18 protein-coding genes are annotated in these 17879 nt (G+C 66.0%); 14 read left to right on the top strand and 4 right to left on the bottom strand.

Features of this window, described 5'->3' with window-relative positions; genetic code table 11:
* Positions 1 to 97: 97 nt before the first annotated feature.
* Positions 98 to 790 carry a rhomboid family intramembrane serine protease gene (locus ABE473_RS15550; RefSeq protein WP_346490126.1) on the bottom strand — a complete coding sequence of 231 codons (693 nt, stop codon included), beginning with the start codon at positions 788 to 790 and terminating at the stop codon, positions 98 to 100.
* A gap of 226 nt (positions 791 to 1016) precedes the next feature.
* Between ABE473_RS15550 and ABE473_RS15555 the strand changes: the two genes are divergently transcribed.
* From ABE473_RS15555 to ABE473_RS15565, 3 genes are all read left to right on the top strand, one after another.
* Positions 1017 to 2360 carry an outer membrane protein transport protein gene (locus ABE473_RS15555; RefSeq protein ID WP_346490127.1) on the top strand — a complete coding sequence of 448 codons (1344 nt, stop codon included), beginning with the start codon at positions 1017 to 1019 and terminating at the stop codon, positions 2358 to 2360.
* Positions 2361 to 2489: 129 nt separating this feature from the next.
* Complete coding sequence (locus tag ABE473_RS15560; RefSeq protein ID WP_346490128.1) at positions 2490 to 2960, top strand: hypothetical protein; 471 nt, start codon at positions 2490 to 2492, stop codon at positions 2958 to 2960.
* A gap of 265 nt (positions 2961 to 3225) precedes the next feature.
* Positions 3226 to 3870 (top strand): hypothetical protein, encoded by a 645-nt coding sequence (locus tag ABE473_RS15565; RefSeq protein ID WP_346490129.1) that lies wholly within the window; start codon positions 3226 to 3228, stop codon positions 3868 to 3870.
* A 57-nt stretch (positions 3871 to 3927) separates the two neighbouring features.
* Here the strand turns inward: ABE473_RS15565 and putA are convergent, their stop codons facing one another.
* The gene (putA, locus tag ABE473_RS15570; protein WP_346490130.1) at positions 3928 to 7152 is read right to left on the bottom strand and encodes a bifunctional proline dehydrogenase/L-glutamate gamma-semialdehyde dehydrogenase PutA; all 3225 of its coding nucleotides are present in this window, start codon (positions 7150 to 7152) and stop codon (positions 3928 to 3930) included.
* 276 nt (positions 7153 to 7428) lie between these two features.
* Here putA and ABE473_RS15575 point away from each other — a divergent pair, with 276 nt between their 5' ends.
* The 6 genes from ABE473_RS15575 to ABE473_RS15600 all read left to right on the top strand — a co-directional run bounded on the left by ABE473_RS15575 (position 7429) and on the right by ABE473_RS15600 (position 12153).
* Complete coding sequence (locus ABE473_RS15575; protein ID WP_176990547.1) at positions 7429 to 7905, top strand: DUF2244 domain-containing protein; 477 nt, start codon at positions 7429 to 7431, stop codon at positions 7903 to 7905.
* An 11-nt stretch (positions 7906 to 7916) separates the two neighbouring features.
* Complete coding sequence (gene coxB / locus ABE473_RS15580; RefSeq protein WP_346490131.1) at positions 7917 to 8852, top strand: cytochrome c oxidase subunit II; 936 nt, start codon at positions 7917 to 7919, stop codon at positions 8850 to 8852.
* Between the two features lie 64 nt (positions 8853 to 8916).
* Complete coding sequence (ctaD, locus tag ABE473_RS15585) at positions 8917 to 10527, top strand: cytochrome c oxidase subunit I (RefSeq protein ID WP_265309792.1); 1611 nt, start codon at positions 8917 to 8919, stop codon at positions 10525 to 10527.
* A gap of 8 nt (positions 10528 to 10535) precedes the next feature.
* Positions 10536 to 10670 carry a hypothetical protein gene (locus ABE473_RS15590; RefSeq protein WP_257018790.1) on the top strand — a complete coding sequence of 45 codons (135 nt, stop codon included), beginning with the start codon at positions 10536 to 10538 and terminating at the stop codon, positions 10668 to 10670.
* The gene (locus ABE473_RS15595) at positions 10667 to 11257 is read left to right on the top strand and encodes a cytochrome c oxidase assembly protein (RefSeq protein WP_346490132.1); all 591 of its coding nucleotides are present in this window, start codon (positions 10667 to 10669) and stop codon (positions 11255 to 11257) included. The genes ABE473_RS15590 and ABE473_RS15595 overlap by 4 nt, the downstream gene beginning before the upstream one ends.
* A 20-nt stretch (positions 11258 to 11277) precedes the next feature.
* Positions 11278 to 12153 (top strand): cytochrome c oxidase subunit 3, encoded by an 876-nt coding sequence (locus ABE473_RS15600; RefSeq protein WP_088434556.1) that lies wholly within the window; start codon positions 11278 to 11280, stop codon positions 12151 to 12153.
* Between the two features lie 40 nt (positions 12154 to 12193).
* Here ABE473_RS15600 and ABE473_RS15605 read toward each other — a convergent pair whose 3' ends face one another.
* Entirely contained in the window at positions 12194 to 12412 is a 219-nt protein-coding gene (locus tag ABE473_RS15605) for a twin transmembrane helix small protein (protein WP_019185993.1), read from the bottom strand.
* A gap of 57 nt (positions 12413 to 12469) precedes the next feature.
* Between ABE473_RS15605 and ABE473_RS15610 the strand changes: the two genes are divergently transcribed.
* The 5 genes from ABE473_RS15610 to ABE473_RS15630 all read left to right on the top strand — a co-directional run bounded on the left by ABE473_RS15610 (position 12470) and on the right by ABE473_RS15630 (position 16814).
* Positions 12470 to 13204, top strand: coding sequence for an SURF1 family protein (locus ABE473_RS15610; protein ID WP_346490133.1), 735 nt, complete (start codon positions 12470 to 12472; stop codon positions 13202 to 13204).
* Between the two features lie 27 nt (positions 13205 to 13231).
* Positions 13232 to 13807 (top strand): hypothetical protein, encoded by a 576-nt coding sequence (locus tag ABE473_RS15615; protein ID WP_121042257.1) that lies wholly within the window; start codon positions 13232 to 13234, stop codon positions 13805 to 13807.
* 11 nt (positions 13808 to 13818) lie between these two features.
* Complete coding sequence (locus ABE473_RS15620; protein ID WP_346490134.1) at positions 13819 to 15030, top strand: COX15/CtaA family protein; 1212 nt, start codon at positions 13819 to 13821, stop codon at positions 15028 to 15030.
* A gap of 4 nt (positions 15031 to 15034) precedes the next feature.
* The gene (cyoE, locus tag ABE473_RS15625; protein WP_346479754.1) at positions 15035 to 15925 is read left to right on the top strand and encodes a heme o synthase; all 891 of its coding nucleotides are present in this window, start codon (positions 15035 to 15037) and stop codon (positions 15923 to 15925) included.
* A gap of 88 nt (positions 15926 to 16013) precedes the next feature.
* Positions 16014 to 16814, top strand: coding sequence for a calcium-binding protein (locus ABE473_RS15630; RefSeq protein ID WP_346490135.1), 801 nt, complete (start codon positions 16014 to 16016; stop codon positions 16812 to 16814).
* 51 nt (positions 16815 to 16865) lie between these two features.
* On the opposite strand, the gene ABE473_RS15635 is transcribed toward ABE473_RS15630, so the two are convergent.
* Positions 16866 to 17864 carry a bile acid:sodium symporter family protein gene (locus tag ABE473_RS15635; RefSeq protein WP_346490136.1) on the bottom strand — a complete coding sequence of 333 codons (999 nt, stop codon included), beginning with the start codon at positions 17862 to 17864 and terminating at the stop codon, positions 16866 to 16868.
* Positions 17865 to 17879 lie beyond the last annotated feature (15 nt).

Here is a 17879-nt window from a genome sequence, read left to right on the forward strand (position 1 = left end):
GGCCGGCTCTGCTCGAATCCAACCCCGCGTGGAGCCGGCCAGCGGCCGGCACTACCCGTTGGCCGACCTGTCGGCCGACCCGCTCCCGCTCATGCCCTCAAAACCCGTGCCGCTTGCGCAGCCGCCGCGCGATCGCCGCGCGCACATACACGCCGTAGCCGAGCCCGAACACGAACCCGGCGATATGCGCCCACCAGGCCACCATGCCGAAGGTCGGGCCGATATACGCGAACACCACCTGCAGCGCGGCCCAGACCCCGATCAGCAGATAGGCCGGGGCGCGGACGAATTCCAGGAACAGCCCCAACGGGATAACCACGCCCAGCCGCGCGCCCGGGAACAGGGCCAGGTAGGCGCCGATCAGCGCCGACACGGCGCCGCTGGCCCCGATGATGATCTGGTCCGGGCTGCCCATCGTGTAGATCGCGGTCAGGTTGGAGATCGCCCCGCCCACCAGGAACAGCAGCATCAGCCGCCACGGTCCCAGCACGCGCTCGGCCGGCAGCCCGAAGATCAGCAGGAACACCAGGTTGCCCAGCAGGTGGGACCAGTCCGCGTGCAGGAACAGCGCGGTGAACAACCGCAGCACGCTGCCGTCCTGCAGGGTCGCCCACCAGTCCAGCGGGCGGGTCAGGCCGGTGGACAGCGCGCCCCAGTCCATCCACAGGCTGCGGCGGGCATCGTCCGGGCGGGAGATCGACCACAGGAAGGCCGCCCACAGCGCGGCGAACAGCAGGGGGGTGGCCCAGCGGTAGGCGGCTTTCTTGCGGGAGGGGGTCGACACGAACATGCGGGCACTAGCCTAGCGCGGCGGCTGAGCTGACGGGGATATGTCGTGTTCAGCATGAATAGCCACAAGGGCGACACACGTTATTGTTTCATTAACCGCTCTCGGTATACTCGCATACGGCGTCGTATGTCGGGAGGGGAATCCGGCGCGTTGTCCTGACCCATCAAGGGGAGGGGCGGCGCAGGCGCGCGTTGCCAACATCACCGCTTTCCGGAGAGAAACAACAATGCATACCGCTTCCACTCTTGCCCGCGTCACCGCCCTGGCCGTCGGCATTGCCGGTGTCCTGGCCGTGGGCCACGTCAACGCTGCCGCCTTCCAGCTGAAGGAAAACAGCGCCAAGGGCCTCGGCCGCGCCTTCGCCGGTTCCGGCAGCGCCGCCGGCGACGCCTCGATCATGGCCGTCAACCCGGCCGGCATGCGCCAGCTCGAAGGCATGCAGGTCCAGGGCGACCTGAGCGCCATCAGCTTCTCGGCCAAGTTCAAGGGCACCGGCCGCAAGCCGACCGGCCAGCCGCAGACCGGCGGTGACGGCGGCGACGCCGGCATGATCGCCCCGGTCCCGGCCGCGTACTTCCACATGCCGATCGGCGAGCAGGCGCACTTCGGCGTCTCGCTGACCGCACCGTTCGGCTTCAAGACCGACTACGACAATGGCTGGGTCGGCCGTTACAGCGGTCTGAAGACCGACATGAAGGCCATCGACCTGGGCTTCGCTGCCTCCTATGACGTCAACCCGTACGTGTCCTTCGGCGCGTCCGTGTTCGTCGAGCACCTGACCATCGAACTGAGCAACCAGATCGACTTCGGCACCGCGCTGGCGCAGTCGCGCGTGCCGGGCTTCGCCCCGGGCAGCGCCGACGGCAAGTTGACCGTGGAAGGTGACAACAATGCCGTGGGCTGGACCGTCGGCGGCTTGTTCAGCCCCGATGAGAACACCCACATCGGCATCAGCTACCGTTCCAAGGTCGAGCACAAGATCACCGGCGGCGATGCCACGTTCGATGTGCCGCAGAACGCTGCTGCCGTGCTGGCCGTCGCCCAGCCGGGCCGCTTCGTGAGCACCTCGGGCAAGGCCACGCTGACCCTGCCGGCCTCGGCCACCCTGAGCGTCACCCACAACGTCAACGACCGCTGGACCGTGATGGGTGATGTCACCCGCACTGCCTGGTCGACCGCGTTCGACCAGGTCACCATCGACTTCGCTTCGGCGCAGCCCGATTCGGTGCTGGAGTTCGGCTACCGCGATACGACCTTCGTCTCGCTGGGTGCAGACTTCAAGCTGAGCGACACCGTGACCCTGCGTGGCGGTATCGCGCTGGACCAGACCCCGACCACCAACGCACACCGCGACGTGCGCGTGCCGGACACCAGCCGCAAGTGGCTGTCGATGGGCGTGGGCTGGACCCCGTCGGCGAACACCGAATACAACTTCGGTTACACCCACCTGTTCACCAAGGATCCGGACGTGATCATCGGTGGCACCACCAACAACCAGGGCAACTCGCTCAACGGCAAGTACAAGGTCCGTGGCGACGTCCTGGCCGCTTCGTTCAACTACAAGTTCTGATCGACGCAGCTGCACCGGTTGTTTGAATGGCAAAAGGCCCCGCGCAAGCGAGGCCTTTTGCTTGTTGGGCGCCATCAACGAAGTTGTCATCCCCTGCCAGGCTGACCAAATGCAATGACCGAGCAACCAATGGACCGTCGTTACAGGAAGAAGATGGACGCGTACTGGTCGCGCGAGGAGCGCAAGGCAGCGCTCAGGGTAGAGGACTGGGCGAGATCAGAGTGGTTCAACTACTCCCATACGCACCCGGATTGGTGGGGAAAAGGCAATAGATCCATCGAGGACCGCGTATCGGCGGCGAAGATTGCCATCCGATTGCTTGGCAAGTTGGACGAAGCGCTCCGCGAGCGCGAACTCAAGACGCAGTGTTGGGTCATGCTGTGCGCAGACACCGCCTATGATGCGGTGTTCGTGCACTCGCCGAATCCATACGAATCCGTTTTCCCTTATGTCTTCCCTGATGCACGTTGGGACCAGGATGTTCCGGAATGGCTGGAGCGGATTGTCTCAGCAGAACAATACGTCATCGGTGTCGGCGTGCGGGAAGACAAACCCTGTTACTTCATCCGCCCGCGGGGCGAAGCGTCCCATCAGGGGTAGGCGGCCTGAAGAAGGGCGTGCTCGATTGCTTCAACTGCGCGGCGCGGTCGACCAACAGCGCGGATCGGACGGCGTTGCCGCGTGCGCATTGGGCGCGAACGAGGACACCAGCAACAGGCGCGGGTCGTTGGGCACGGTCGGACACCGCTATGGATCTGATCCGTGGCCGCACGGACTTTTCGCGTACCGCCCACGCAGGTGCAACGCGTACAATCCCGCCGATCCGCGCATGGCGTGGGTCATGACTGCTGACAAGGATCTGTATATGTCGTCTCTGCTTCTGCGCTCCGCCCTCGCCCTTGGCCTGACCGGTCTCTCGCTGCCGGCCCTCGCTGCGCCGGAGTTCGCCGCCTGTTTTACGTTGACCCCGGGCCTGTCGTGGTCCACCAGTGATGAAACGCTGACCATCGAGAAGGCCACGTTTGCCGGCCAGGATGCGATCAAGGTAAACAGTGCCGGCGGTGGTGTCGGTAGCGCCAGCTACTACGATGCGAGCGGCCGCCAGCTCCTCGGCCAGGAGCGCCTTGGCATTTCCGCCTGGGGTGGCGACGGCGCCAAGCCGGTGATGACCGACGTCTTCAAGCCCGCGCCGACGTTCCCGGCGAACGCCAAGCCGGGCGATCGTTTCGAAGTCAACGGCAAGGGCGAGCGCACCAACCATGCCGAAGAAACCGTCGAGCCGATCGACTATGACGGCTTCTCCGATTACACCTTCGTCGGCTTCGAGGACGTGGAAGCGGAGGTCGGCTACCAGCCGCGTACCTTCAAGGACACCTGCCACGTCACTGCCACCTTCGAAGACAGCCGCATCGAGGCGTGGTACGCCGCCGGGTTCGGCCGCATCCGGTTCGAGCGCTACATGGGCAACGAGCTGCTGATGCGCGACGAGATCGAGTCGATCGAAGAGTAATACCCACAAAAAACCCCGCGAAAGCGGGGTTTTTCGTTCAACACAGGACGCCGGGAATCAGTCGCCCAGGGTCAGCAGCGAGGCATTGCCGCCGGCCGCCGTGGTGTTCACGGTGACGGTCTTTTCGGTGGCGAAGCGCAGCAGGTAGTGCGGACCGCCGGCCTTCGGGCCGGTGCCCGACAGGCCCTGGCCGCCGAACGGCTGCACGCCGACCACCGCACCGATCTGGTTGCGGTTGACGTACACGTTGCCGACGTTGATGCGCGAGGAGATGCGGTCGACGGTCTCATCGATGCGCGAATGCACGCCCAGGGTCAGGCCGTAGCCGGTCGCGTTGATCTGGTCGATCACCGCGTCGAGCTGATCGCCCTTCCAGCGGATCACGTGCAGCACCGGCCCGAAGATTTCCTTGTGCAGCTGGTCAAGGTTCTTCAGCTCATACGCACGCGGCGCGAAGAAGGTGCCGTGCGCGGCGTCTTCGCCGAGCGAGGCAGCGGCGATCAGACGGGCCTCTTTCTCCATGCGTACCGCGTGATCCTTGAGGATCTGCAGCGCGTCGGCATCGATCACCGGGCCCACGTCGGTGGACAACAGGCCGGGGTCGCCGATCTTCAGTTCGGCCATCGCACCGGACAGCATGGTCATCACCTTGTCGGCGATGTCGTCCTGCACGAACAGCACGCGCGCGGCCGAGCAGCGCTGGCCGGCCGAGGTGAAGGCCGAACCGATCGCATCCTTGACCAGCTGTTCCGGCAGCGCCGAGGAGTCGGCGATGAAGGCGTTCTGGCCGCCGGTCTCGGCGATCAGGACACCGATGGCGGCGTCGCGCGCGGCCATCGCGCGGTTGATCGCACGGGCGGTGTCGGTCGAGCCGGTGAAGGCCACGCCGGCCACGCGCGGGTCGGCGGTCAGGGCCGCACCAACAGTGGCGCCGTCGCCGGGCAGGAACTGCAGCACGCCTTCCGGTACGCCGGCGTCGAGCAGCAGCTTCACCGCGTAATAGCCGATCAGGTTGGTCTGTTCGGCCGGCTTGGCGATCACGCTGTTGCCGGCCGCCAGTGCAGCACTGACCTGGCCGAGGAAGATCGCCAGCGGGAAGTTCCACGGGCTGATGCAGACGAACACGCCACGGCCATGCAGCTGCAGTTCGTTGGATTCACCGGTCGGGCTCGGCAGCTTTTCGGCATGGCCGAACTGCTCGCGTGCCTGCTTGGCGTAGTAGCGCAGGAAGTCGACCGCTTCGCGCACTTCGGCGATGCCGTCGGGCAGGCTCTTGCCGGCTTCCTTGACGCACAGCGCCATGAACTCGGGCATGCGCGCTTCCAGCTGGTCGGCGGCGTGTTCCAGGATCGCCGCGCGGCTGGCGGCCGGGGTGCGGTTCCAGGCCGGCTGCGCGGCCACGGCATTGGCCAGCGCCTTCTCGACGGTGGCGCTGTCGGCCGGCTGCCACTGGCCGACGACCTGGCGGGTGTCGGCCGGGTTGGTCACGTTCAACAGCGCGCCGGTCGGGTTGGCACCCGGCACCAGTGGCGCGGCGTGCCAGGGCTTCACGGCGGCGTTGAGCTGATCGGCCAGAGCGCGCAGATCGTTGTCGTTGGCGAGATTGACGCCCATGGAGTTCTTCCTGTCATGGTTCTGGCTGCGCAGCAGATCGACCGGCAGCGGGATTTTCGGGTGCGGGATGGACGCGAACGAGGAGACCACTTCGACCGGATCGCGGATCAGGTCGTCGATGGCCACGTTGTCGTCGGTGATGCGGTTGACGAAGCTGGAATTGGCGCCGTTCTCGAGCAGACGACGCACCAGGTACGGCAGCAGGTCTTCATGCGAGCCGACCGGCGCGTACACGCGGCACGGCACGTTCAGTCGGTCGGCCGGCACCACTTCGGCGTACAGGTCGTCGCCCATGCCGTGCAGCTTCTGGTGTTCGTACTGGCCGCCCTTGGCGATCGCCTGCACCGCCGCGATGGTGTGCGCGTTGTGCGTGGCGAACATCGGGTAGATCGCATCGCTGTGGGTGAACAGACGCTTGGCACAGGCCAGGTAGGACACGTCGGTGTTCTGCTTGCGGGTGAACACCGGGTAGGCCGGCAGGCCCTCGATCTGTGCACGCTTGATTTCCGCATCCCAGTACGCGCCCTTGACCAGGCGTACCTGCAGGCGGCGACCGATGCGGCGGGCCAGGTCGGCCAGGTAATCGATCGTGTACGGGGTGCGCTTCTGGTACGACTGCACGACCACACCGAAGCCTTCCCAGCCGGCCAGCGAGGCATCGCTGACCACGGTTTCGATGATGTCCAGCGACAGCTCCAGGCGGTCGGTTTCCTCGGCGTCGACGGTGCAGCCGATGCCATAGGACTTGGCCAGCTGCGCCAGTTCGAGCACGCCCGGGACCAGGTCGGCCATGACGCGTGCGCGCTTGGCGAGCTCGTAGCGCGGGTACAGCGCGGAGAGCTTGATCGAGATGCCCGGAGCCGAATTGACGTCGCCATCCGGACGGCCGCCGCGGGCCTTGTGGTCGCCACCGATCGAGTGGATCGCGCGACGGTAGTCTTCCAGGTAACGCTTGGCGTCCTTCATGGTCAGCGCACCTTCGCCGAGCATGTCGAACGAATAGCGGTAGCTGGCGTTGTCGCCCTTGTGCGAGCGCGACAGCGCTTCGTCGATGGTGCGACCCATGACGAACTGATGGCCCATGATCTTCATCGCCTGGCGCACGGCCAGGCGGATCACCGGCTCACCCACGCGGCCGATCAGGCGCTTGAACGCGCCCGGCACGTCGGCGCGGGTGGAGTCGTTGATCTGGACCAGGCGGCCGGTCAGCATCAGGCCCCAGGTGGAGGCGTTGACCAGCACCGAGTCGCTGCCGCCCATGTGCTTCTTCCAGTCGGCGTCGCCGAGCTTGTCGCGGATCAGCTTGTCGGCGGTGTCCTGGTCCGGAATGCGCAGCAGGGCTTCGGCCACGCACATCAGCAGCACGCCTTCCTCGCTGCCCAGGTCGTACTGGCGCATGAAGGCTTCGATCGCGCCCTGGTCCTGGGCACGCACGCGCACGCGCTTGACCAGGTCGGCGGCAGTGGCCTGCACCTTGGCCTGCTCGGCGGCCGGCAGGCGTGCCTGTTCGAGCAGCTCGCGCACATGGGTGGCCTCGTCCTTCAACCAGGCATCGGTGATCGCCTGGCGGAACGCATTGGGAACAGCCGGCAGCTCGGGGGACAGCAGCGGCGGGCGGGCGGCGCCGGCCGATGCCGGGGCAGGGGGAAGGACAGAAGATGCAGTCATGCCGGTCGGCTCGTGGAGAACTTGACCATTTTAATCGTTTTTTGGGCGAGTCAAGCGCTTTCCGTGGCCGGCCGCATCCGTCGCATAGCCTTTCATACAGGGGGATTCGGCGGATTCGGCCCGCCTGTCATTTATTGTGCTGTTTTCGTCAAAACGGCCGCCGCAGCCGATGCTGTATTGCACCATTCCTGAAACTGTGAATGGACCCTTGCTACTCGCTGGAGAGCAGGGCTACCATCGAGACGTTTCCCGCGGCAGGAAAAACGCGGTTGCGACATGATCGAGGTGCTCATCGCTCCGGACGGATCAGGGACGCAACTGCGGCTGCGTCCCCCACGGGCGCTCGATGCCCGGCAGTTCGTCCTGTTGTTTGTGGTGTTGGCGGGGGTGATGTGGCTGGCGGCCGGCCTGGGCTGGTTCACCGGCAACGTATTCGCCCCCGTGTTTGCTCTGCTGTACAGCGCGTTGCTGGCAGTGGCGCTGCGCACGGTGTGGCGCAGTGGAGAACGGCAGGAAGAAATCCGGGTAGTGCCGGCGTGCGTGGAAGTGATTCCCGCACCCGGGCATTCGCCGGTGTTCAGCGCCCACCCGCACTGGGTGAGGCTGATCGCCGATGAACGCAGAGTCCGGCTGGCATCCAGCGGTAGGCAGGTGGACGTGGGGAGTTTCCTCGCACCGGCCGAACGCCAGGTACTGGCTCAGAAACTAGAAGGCTTGCTCGCGGCCAATGACGGCCGCAACCGACGACGCTAAGGGTCTAGGCAATGAAGCAATGCAGAAAGTGGGGCAGTACGTTCGGGAAGACAGTGTTGAGCGGGGTCGCGCTGCTGGCGCCGGCCATGGCGTGGGCCCAGGCGGCCGACCCCAAACCGTGGCAGTTGAACATGGGCAAGGGGGTGACCCAGAGCTCGCGGTTGGCGTGGGAGTCCAACCTGTTCTCGCTGTGGGTCTGTACCGTGATCGGGGTGCTGGTGTTCGGCGCGCTGTTTTACGCGATCTTCAAGTTCCGCAAATCCAAGGGCGCGGTCGCCGCCACCTTCAGCCACAACACGAAGGCCGAGGTCATCTGGACCGTGATCCCGGTGATCATCCTGGTAGTGATGGCGTGGCCGGCCACGGCCAACCTGATCAAGTTCTACGACACCCGCGATTCGGAAATGACCGTCAAGGTCACCGGCTATCAGTGGATGTGGAAGTACGAATACCTCGGCGAGAACGTCAGCTTCACCAGCCGCCTGGACCGTGAGTCCGACCGCGTGCGCCAGAGTGGCGTCGTGCCGACCCGCGACAGCCATCCGCACTACCTGCTGGATGTCGACAACCGCCTGGTGCTGCCGGTCGATACCAAGGTGCGCTTCGTGATCACCTCCGACGACGTCATCCACGCGTGGTGGGTGCCGGCGCTGGGCTGGAAGCAGGATGCTATTCCCGGCTTCATCAACGAGGCCTGGACCAACATCGAGCAGGTCGGCGTGTACCGCGGCCAGTGCGCCGAGCTGTGCGGCAAGGACCATGGCTTCATGCCGATCGTGGTCGAGGCGGTCTCCAAGGAGGACTACCAGAAGTGGCTGGCCTCGAAGAAGCCTGCGCCGCCACCTGCACCCGAGGCCGCTCCGGCACCTTCGCCGGCCGCCCCGGCCGAGGCCACCCCGGCACCGGCCAGCGAGCCGGCCGCTGCAGCAACAGACAGCAACGCCTGAAATCGAGCCGCGTCCGCCAACCGGCGGATGCGGGTACCACCGGATACAATGAGGTGTAGTTGCGATGGCGCATTCCGCAGTTGACCACGACGGGCATCACGGGCATCAGCAGGGGTTCTTCGAGCGTTGGTTCTTCTCGACCAACCACAAGGACATCGGCACGCTCTACCTGCTTTTCAGCTTCATCATGTTCATCATCGGCGCGGCGATGAGCGTGATCATCCGCGCTGAACTGGCGCAACCGGGCCTGCAGTTCGTCAAGCCCGAGTTCTTCAACCAGATGACCACCGTGCATGCGCTGGTGATGATCTTCGGTGGCGTGATGCCGGCCTTCGTCGGCCTGGCCAACTGGATGATCCCGCTGCAGATCGGCGCGCCGGACATGGCCCTGCCGCGCATGAACAACTGGTCGTTCTGGTTGCTGCCGGTGGCCTTCAGCCTGCTGCTGCTGACCCTGTTCCTGCCGGGCGGCGCCCCCGCCGGTGGCTGGACGCTGTACCCGCCGCTGTCGCTGCAGGGCGGCTACAACGTGGCCTTCAGCGTGTTCGCCATCCACGTGGCCGGGATCAGCTCGATCATGGGTGCGATCAACATCATCGCCACCGTGCTCAACATGCGCGCCCCCGGGATCGATCTGCTGAAGATGCCGATCTTCTGCTGGGCCTGGCTGATCACCGCGTTCCTGCTGATCGCGGTGATGCCGGTGCTTGCCGGTGCGGTGACGATGCTGCTCACCGACAAGTTCTTCGGGACCAGCTTCTTCAATGCCGCCGGTGGCGGTGACCCGGTGATGTACCAGCACATCTTCTGGTTCTTCGGGCACCCGGAGGTCTACATCATGATCCTGCCGGCGTTCGGCGTGGTCAGCGAGATCATCCCGACCTTCAGCCGCAAGCCGCTGTTCGGTTACCAGGCCATGGTCTACGCGATCGCCGCGATCGCCTTCCTGTCCTTCATCGTATGGGCCCACCACATGTTCACCGTGGGCATGCCGCTGGGCGGCGAGATCTACTTCATGTTCGCCACGATGCTCATCTCCATCCCGACCGGGGTGAAGGTGTTCAACTGGGTCAGCACCATGTGGCGCGGCTCGCTCACCTTCGAAGCGCCGATGCTGTGGGCGGTGGCGTTCGTGATCCTGTTCACCATCGGTGGCTTCTCGGGCCTGATGCTGGCGATCGTGGTAGCCGACTTCCAGTACCACGACACCTATTTCGTAGTCGCGCACTTCCACTACGTGCTGGTCACCGGTGCGGTGTTCGGGCTGATCGCCGCGGTGTACTACTGGTGGCCGAAGTGGACCGGGCGCATGTACAGCGAAACCTGGGCCAAGGTGCACTTCTGGTGGTCGATCGTGTTCGTGAACCTGCTGTTCTTCCCGCAGCATTTCCTCGGCCTGGCCGGCATGCCGCGACGCATTCCCGATTACAGCGTGGCCTTCGCCGACTGGAACCTGATCAGCTCGATCGGCGCGTTCGGCATGTTCGTCACGCCCTTCATGATGGCCGCGATCCTGTGGCACTCGCTGCGTCACGGCGAAAAGGCCGCGGACCGCTGCTGGGAAGGCGCACGTGGCCTGGAGTGGACGATTCCCTCGCCCGCACCGGCGCATACCTTCACCACGCCGCCGACCATCCGTCCGGGTGATCTGGCCCATGACGACATCACCCATTGAGGCCGCTCGTGACCAGCACAACCCGTACTCCGGATGAGCAGGCCCTGCAGCGCCGCCGCGCACATCGCACCGCGTGGGCGGTCGGCATTGTCGCGGTGATGGTCTATGCCGGCTTCATCCTCAGCGGGGTGATCGGGCGATGAGCGATCCGCGTCCGACCGCACCCGCACGTCATGCGGGTCTGCCCCGTCTGATCGGGGTGGCGCTGGCGGTGTTCGTGCTGACCTTTTCGCTGGTGCCGCTGTACCGCATCGCCTGCGAGAAGGTGTTCGGCGTGCGCCTGGAGCGTGGCCCCGGCGCGGCGGCAGGCACTGCAGCCGCCACCGGCAAGCGCACGGTGCGGGTCGAGTTCGATGGCGGGGTGAATTCCAAGCTGCCCTGGGCCTTCCATCCCGAACAGCTGACGATGGATGTGGTGCCCGGCGAGCTCAACGAAGCGCTGTACTTCGCACGCAATGACAGCGACCGCGCGCTGGTCGGCAGCGCGGTGCCCTCGGTGGCACCGGCCAAGGCGTCGGGCTACTTCAGCAAGACCGAGTGCTTCTGCTTCACCGCGCAGACCCTGCAGGCCGGTGAGAAGCGCGACATGCCGGTGCGCTTCATCGTCGATCCCGACCTGCCGGCCAACATCACCACGATCACCCTGTCCTACACCTTCTACAAGAACGACGCCTTGTCCGCGGAGCTGGCCCCGGCCAGCCTGCCGACCGGCGCGCGTGCAGCTCCCTGATCCGGACCGGACCCAAGACCATGGCCCAGCAAAGCCCCGATGCGAACGTGTACTTCGTGCCCACGCACAGCAAATGGCCGTTCATCGGTTCCATCGCGATGATGGTGACCATGGTCGGCGTGGCCAGCTGGCTCAACGATTCGAGCTGGGGCAAGTGGACCTTCTACGCCGGTATCGCGATGCTGGTGCTGACCCTGTTCTGGTGGTTCAGCGACGTGGTGCGCGAATCGCAGGCCGGCAGCTACAACCGCCAGGTGGACGGCTCGTTCCGGATGGGGATGGTGTGGTTCATCTTCTCGGAAGTGATGTTCTTCGGTGCGTTCTTCGGCGCGCTGTTCTACACCCGCAACCTGGGCCTGCCGTGGCTGGGCGGTGCGGGCGACGGGGTGATGACCAACGAGTTGTTGTGGGACGGCTATTCGGCGGCGTGGCCGACCAATGGCCCCGGCGCGATCGGTGGGCACTTCCAGACCATCCCGGCGTGGGGTCTGCCGCTGATCAACACGCTGATCCTGCTCACTTCCGGCGTCACCCTGACCATCGCGCATCACGCGCTCAAGGCCGGGCACCGCCGCCAGCTGCTGGTCTGGCTGGGCATCACCGTGCTGCTCGGCGTCGGCTTCCTCACCCTGCAGGCCGAGGAGTACATCCACGCCTACAAGGAACTCAACCTCACCCTGGGCTCGGGCATCTACGGCTCGACCTTCTTCATGCTCACCGGCTTCCACGGCGTGCACGTGCTGCTCGGCACGATCATGCTGGCGGTGATGTGGCTGCGCTCCTCGAAAGGGCATTTCACCCGCGACAACCACTTCGGTTTCGAAGCCGCCGCGTGGTACTGGCACTTCGTCGACGTGGTGTGGCTGATGCTGTTCCTGTTCGTCTACGTGCTGTAGCGTCGGCGCGACGTCCTGCCGCATCGACGCCGGTGCGGCCTCAGCCGCCGATGCCGTGGGGCTTGATCCAACCGCTGTAGATGCCGATGACCACCAGCACGATCAGCGCCACCGACACCGCGATGCGGCGGGTGAGGGCATTGACGGTGCGCTTGGTCTGGCCGCGATCGACCAGCAGGTAATACAGCCCGGCGCCCAGATTCCAGACGATGACGATCAGAAACGCGATTACCAGCAGGGTCTTCAACGAATCATTCATGCGCGGCTCGATGGCGTGGCGGGTGTGCCTATATCACCGCGTTTTGCCGGCGTTGTCATGATGCGCAAGCACACACGCCTGATCGGCTGGATCGCCGCGGTGCTGGTGATCCTTGTGTTCTGCCAGTTGGGCCGCTGGCAATTGCAGCGCATGCATGAGAAAGAGGCGCTGCTGGCCCAGCAGGTGCCCGCGCGCGCGCAGTCGCTCACGCTGCGCCAGGCCCAGACCGCGCCGCCGCGGCTGCGCTGGGTGGAGGATCGCGGTCGCTTCCTGCCCGGCACGATCCTGCTCGACAACCAGACCCGCGAAGGCCGCGCCGGGATCAAGGTCTATCAGCCGTTCCAGAGTGATGACGGCGCACAGGTGCTGGTCGATCTCGGCTGGCTGCCGATGCCGCCTGATCGGGTCGTGCCGCCGATCACCCCGCGTACCGGCCACACGGCCATCAGCGGCCTGCTGGCGCCACCGCCGGCCACCGGCCTGGCCCTGGGGCCGGCGCTGTCGCCGGTACCGCAGGCGGGCGTGTGGTTGGCCAGCCGGATGCCGCCCGATGACATGGCCCGCGCGCTGTCGCTGCCGCCCGGCAGTCTGGCGGTGCGCGTGCTGCGGCTGGATCCGGCGTTGCCCGGCGGTTACGCGCGCGATCTGGAGCTGCTGCCCAATACCCTGCCGCCCAGTCGCCATCTCGGCTACGCCGTGCAATGGTTCGGGCTGGCGTTGACCGTGCTGGTGGTCGCGCTGGTCCTGGAATTCCGTCGCCATCGCCGCCGGCGTGGCACTCCCCGGCGCTGACCGGCTCAACATGAGAAAATGCCGCCCATGAATGCCACTTCCCCGGCACGGCTGCCGTCCCGTTCACGCGGCCGCTGGACCCTGATCGCGTTGTTCGGCGTGTTCTTCGGCGCCATGGCGCTGGCGGGCGTGCTGCGCTTCTCCGGCTGGCAGCCGACCTCGCACCGCAATACCGGGGAGCTGCTGCAGCCGCCGGCCGATCTGCGCGCGCTGCCGCCCACCCTGGCCGACGGTCAGCCGTACCCGTGGAACCCGAACGATCGCACCTGGCGGATCCTCGTTGCCCCGTCTGCCAGCTGTACCAGCGAGTGCGTCACTTTGTCGCAGGGATTGGGCAAGGTGTGGCAGCTGTTCGGCCATAACGCCGATAATGTCGAGATCCTGTGGCTGGGCACGCCGCCGGCCGAGGTCCAGGGCATGCCCGCACTGCGCGCGCTGCGCGCCCAACCGGACCTGCGTGCCGCTTTGCCCGCCGTGGATGACGCCGCCGGCACGCCTGTGTATGTGATCGATCCCAATGGATTCGTGATCATGCGGTACGCGCCGGGATTCGATATGGCCGGTCTGCGCAAAGACCTGGCCACGCTGCTGAAACTGAAGTGAGTTCCGTTTAGATGAGCCTCTCCGCACGCCCGGTGCTGCACCGCAATTTCCACCGTCTGGCGTGGTTTGCGCTGATCATGACCGCCAGCACGATCATGTTCGGTTCGTTCGTGCGTCTGTCCGATGCGGGCCTGAGCTGCCCGGACTGGCCGACCTGCTATGGCCGCGTCACCTGGCCGCAGCATGCCGAGGAAGTGATCGGCCACGAGGCCGCCAAGATCCGCCCGCTGGAAACGCACAAGGCGTGGCGTGAGCAGGTGCACCGTTTCCTGGCAGGTGCACTCGGCATCGAGATCCTCACCCTGGCGCTGTTGGCCACGCGCCGTCGTCGCTGGGGCAGCACCGCGGTGATCACCGCCTGTGTGCTGGTGGCGACCGGCATACCGCTGTACATGATGGGGATGCACGTTCCGGCGAGCATCCTGGCGATCATCGGCGAGGCGATCCTGCTGATCGCGGCCTTGCGTTGGACCAACATCGACCTGGCCCGTGCGGCCTTGCTGACGCTGGCGGTGGTGATCTTCCAGGCGCTGCTCGGCATGTGGACGGTCACCTGGCTGCTCAAGCCGATCGTGGTGATGGGCCATCTGCTCGGCGGCATGCTGATGTTCGGTCTGCTGGTGTGGATGGCGTGGCGCGCCACGCATATGCCGATCACTCTCGCCGAAGCGCCGAAGCTGAAATGGCTGATCCGCGCCGGCGTGGCCGTGCTGGTCGCGCAGATCGCCCTCGGCGGCTGGGTCAGCGCCAACTACGCCGCACTCGCCTGCGGTGGCGGCAGCGCCTCGCTGGACAACTTCCCGCGCTGCGTCAGCCAATGGTGGCCGCCGCACGATTTCAAGGAAGGCTTCACCCTGTGGCGCGGCATCGGCGTGGATTACGAAGGGGGCGTGCTCGATGGCGCCTCACGCATCGCGATCCAGATGGCGCACCGCTTGATGGCGATCGTGGTGGCCGTCTACCTGCTGTGGCTCTCCGTGCGCCTGTTCCGCCTGCCGAGCATGCGCGGCTGGGCGAGCGCACTGGGCCTGCTGGTGGTGCTGCAGATCACCCTGGGCATCCTCAACGTGAAGCTGGCGGTGCCGCTGGAAGTGGCCGTCGCGCACAGCGGGGGCGCCGTGGCGCTGTTGTTCGTGCTGGTGACGCTGCTGGCGCGCCTGCGTGCGCCGGATGCCGATGGTGGCAAGGCCAGCGCTGCGTCCCCTGCCGTGCAGGCAGGCTGACGGCATGGCCAGTTACCGTCAGTACTGGGATCTGACCAAGCCCAAGGTCGTCGCCCTGATCGTGTTCACCGCGCTGGTGGGCATGTTTCTGGCCATCCCCGGCGTGCCGACCGCGCAGCAGGCGCTGGACGGCGCCCTCGGCTTCCTCGGCATCTGGCTGGCCGCCTCGGCCGCGGCGGCGATCAACCAGCTGCTGGACGCGCGCATCGATGCACAGATGGCGCGCACCTCGTGGCGCCCGCTGGTGGTGGGCAAGGTCAAGCCGTGGCAGGTGCTGGTCTTCGCCGGCCTGCTGATCGTGCTGTCGATGACGATCCTGGTGGTGTGGGTCAACGTGATCACCGCCGTGCTCACCTTCGCCTCGCTGATCGGTTACGCGGTGATCTACACCGTGTACCTCAAGCGCGCGACCTCGCAGAACATCGTCATCGGCGGCCTCGCCGGCGCCACCCCGCCGATGCTGGGCTGGGCCGCGATCACCGGCATGCAGGGCCCGTGGGACTGGGCCTACGCGTCGCTGCTGGTGCTGATCATCTTCATCTGGACCCCGCCGCACTTCTGGGCGCTGGCGATCTTCCGCCGCGAGGATTACGCCAAGGCGGAAATCCCGATGCTGCCGGTGACCCATGGCGTGGCGTATACCCGCAAGTCGATCATGGTCTATTCGATCGCACTGGCCATCGTGAGCATCCTGCCGGTCGTGTTCGGCATGAGCGGCATGTTCTACCTCGGCGGCGCGATCGTGCTCAACGCGGTCTTCCTCTGGTACGCCTGGCGCATGCTGAATCCGCCGGACGAACTGTTCTCGATGAAGATGTTCGGCTACTCCATCGTCTACCTGATGGCGTTGTTCGCCTTCCTGATGGTGGACCACTGGATGCTGCCCTGGTTGTAGGGGCGGGTGCGCTGCGACACATTGAATTTCCCGCAAACGTCGCCATTGCTTTCATGACCGAACAGGACGTGACGGCATGAAACGATGGATGCGAAGCGCAGTACTGGCCATGACACTGCTGTGCAGCGCGGCGATTGCCGCGCCTGCACCCGATGAGACGGCCACGCAGATCATGCGGCACGCAGGCGATGCGCGCCTGATCGTGCTGGGCGAACTGCACGGTACGCGCGAGATGCCGCAGCTTATCCAGGAACTTGTCCACGCCTATGTCGCGCAGGGCACCCCGCTGCACCTTGGGCTGGAACTGCCGGCGACCGAGAACGCCCGGCTGGCCACCTACCTGTCCTCCAACGGTGATGCCGCAGCACGCCAGGCGGTACGCACTACCTCCTATTGGCGGACCGCCGGTAAACCGCACGACGGCCGCCGCAATGAAGACACGCTGTCGCTGATCGAGGCGGTGCGGGTGCTGCGCGCGCAGGGCCACGATGTACAGGTCTTTGGGTTCGACCAGGTGCTGCCGGCGGCACAGGCCGGTACCGGCGCGCGTGATGCGGCGATGGCGGAAGCACTGCGCGCACACCACGCAACGTTGCCTTCCGATGGGCGGCTGCTGGTACTGACCGGCAATGTGCATGCCATGCGCACTCAGCCAGAGGGGCTGCCGTGGCCGCCGATGACCGCCTTGCTGCTCGCGCTCCAGCCCTATGCGGTCCGCGTGGATGCTCGCAGCGGAGAGGCGTGGGCCTGCGCGCAGCATCGGCAATGCGGTGCGCGATCGTTGGTGGCATATACCGGGCCTTCGCCGCTGCAGAAGACGGGCACCGACCGTTCATACGATCTGCAGATATGGGTGCCGCGATTCAGCGTGGCGAGATGGGTGGACTAGCTGCTTGCGGCTGGGATGGCCCGCGCCGCAGCGTCAGGTAGTTGAGCGAGCTCAATTGCTTCCATCACCCTTCACCGGCTCCACCGGATCACGCGCATACCGCTGCGCGATCATCGCGCAGACGATCAGCTGGATCTGGTGGTAGATCATGATCGGCAGCACGATCGCACCGAGGCTGCCGCCGGCGAACAGCACCTTGGCGATCGGTACGCCGGTGGCCAGGCTCTTCTTCGAGCCGCAGAACAGGATGGTGATTTCATCCTCACGGTTGAAGCCCAACCGGCGTGCAATGAAGCGGATCAGCGGCATCGCGATGCCGAGCAGCACCGCCGCCACCACCGCCACGCTCACCAGCGACAGCAGCGGGGTCTTGCTCCACAGTCCTTCGCTGACGGCTTCGCCGAAGGCGGAGTAGACCACCAGCAGGATCGTGCCCTGGTCGGTGTAGCGCAGTAGGGCGCGCTGCTTTTCCACCCAGCGGGCGATCCACGGGCGCAGCAGGTGGCCGGCCACGAACGGCACCAGCAGCTGCAGCATGATGCTGACGATGGCCTGGCCGGGGTTGTGCATGCCGCCCTCGGTGCCGGCCAGCAGGGCCAGCAGCAGCGGGGTCAGGAACACGCCCAGGATGCTCGATAGCGAGGCGCTGCAAACGGCGGCCGGCACGTTGCCGCGCGCGATCGAGGTGAACGCGATCGACGACTGCACGGTGGAGGGCAGCGCGCACAGGAACAGCACGCCGATGTACAGCTCCGGGGTCAGCAGCCAGCCGTCCAGCGGTTTGAACATCAGCCCCAGCAGCGGGAACAGCACGAAGGTGCAGGCCAGGATGGTCAGGTGCAGGCGCCAGTGCAGCAGGCCGGCGACGATCGACTCGCGTGGCAGGCGGGCGCCGTGCAGGAAGAACAGCGCGGCGATGGCGACGTCGGTGACATCGTCGAGCACCATCGCGGCGGCGCCGTGCATCGGCAGGAAGGACGCCAGCAGCACGGTGCAGAGCAGGGCGAGGGTGAAGTTGTCCGGTCGCAGGCGCGACCACCAGCGGGTCATGGTGGGCAGGCTCCT

The sequence above is a fragment of the Stenotrophomonas sp. TWI700 genome, assembly GCF_039673645.1.
Lineage (GTDB): Bacteria > Pseudomonadota > Gammaproteobacteria > Xanthomonadales > Xanthomonadaceae > Stenotrophomonas > Stenotrophomonas maltophilia_AA.

Coding starts and splice junctions, on each gene's coding strand:
- ABE473_RS15550 (WP_346490126.1), bottom strand. CDS start 790: ATGTTCGTGTCGACCCCCTCCCGCAAGAAAGCCGCCTACCGCTGGGCC.
- ABE473_RS15555 (WP_346490127.1), top strand. CDS start 1,017: ATGCATACCGCTTCCACTCTTGCCCGCGTCACCGCCCTGGCCGTCGGC.
- ABE473_RS15560 (WP_346490128.1), top strand. CDS start 2,490: ATGGACCGTCGTTACAGGAAGAAGATGGACGCGTACTGGTCGCGCGAG.
- ABE473_RS15565 (WP_346490129.1), top strand. CDS start 3,226: ATGTCGTCTCTGCTTCTGCGCTCCGCCCTCGCCCTTGGCCTGACCGGT.
- putA (WP_346490130.1), bottom strand. CDS start 7,152: ATGACTGCATCTTCTGTCCTTCCCCCTGCCCCGGCATCGGCCGGCGCC.
- ABE473_RS15575 (WP_176990547.1), top strand. CDS start 7,429: ATGATCGAGGTGCTCATCGCTCCGGACGGATCAGGGACGCAACTGCGG.
- coxB (WP_346490131.1), top strand. CDS start 7,917: ATGAAGCAATGCAGAAAGTGGGGCAGTACGTTCGGGAAGACAGTGTTG.
- ctaD (WP_265309792.1), top strand. CDS start 8,917: ATGGCGCATTCCGCAGTTGACCACGACGGGCATCACGGGCATCAGCAG.
- ABE473_RS15595 (WP_346490132.1), top strand. CDS start 10,667: ATGAGCGATCCGCGTCCGACCGCACCCGCACGTCATGCGGGTCTGCCC.
- ABE473_RS15600 (WP_088434556.1), top strand. CDS start 11,278: ATGGCCCAGCAAAGCCCCGATGCGAACGTGTACTTCGTGCCCACGCAC.
- ABE473_RS15605 (WP_019185993.1), bottom strand. CDS start 12,412: ATGAATGATTCGTTGAAGACCCTGCTGGTAATCGCGTTTCTGATCGTC.
- ABE473_RS15610 (WP_346490133.1), top strand. CDS start 12,470: ATGATGCGCAAGCACACACGCCTGATCGGCTGGATCGCCGCGGTGCTG.
- ABE473_RS15615 (WP_121042257.1), top strand. CDS start 13,232: ATGAATGCCACTTCCCCGGCACGGCTGCCGTCCCGTTCACGCGGCCGC.
- ABE473_RS15620 (WP_346490134.1), top strand. CDS start 13,819: ATGAGCCTCTCCGCACGCCCGGTGCTGCACCGCAATTTCCACCGTCTG.
- cyoE (WP_346479754.1), top strand. CDS start 15,035: ATGGCCAGTTACCGTCAGTACTGGGATCTGACCAAGCCCAAGGTCGTC.
- ABE473_RS15630 (WP_346490135.1), top strand. CDS start 16,014: ATGCGAAGCGCAGTACTGGCCATGACACTGCTGTGCAGCGCGGCGATT.
- ABE473_RS15635 (WP_346490136.1), bottom strand. CDS start 17,864: ATGACCCGCTGGTGGTCGCGCCTGCGACCGGACAACTTCACCCTCGCC.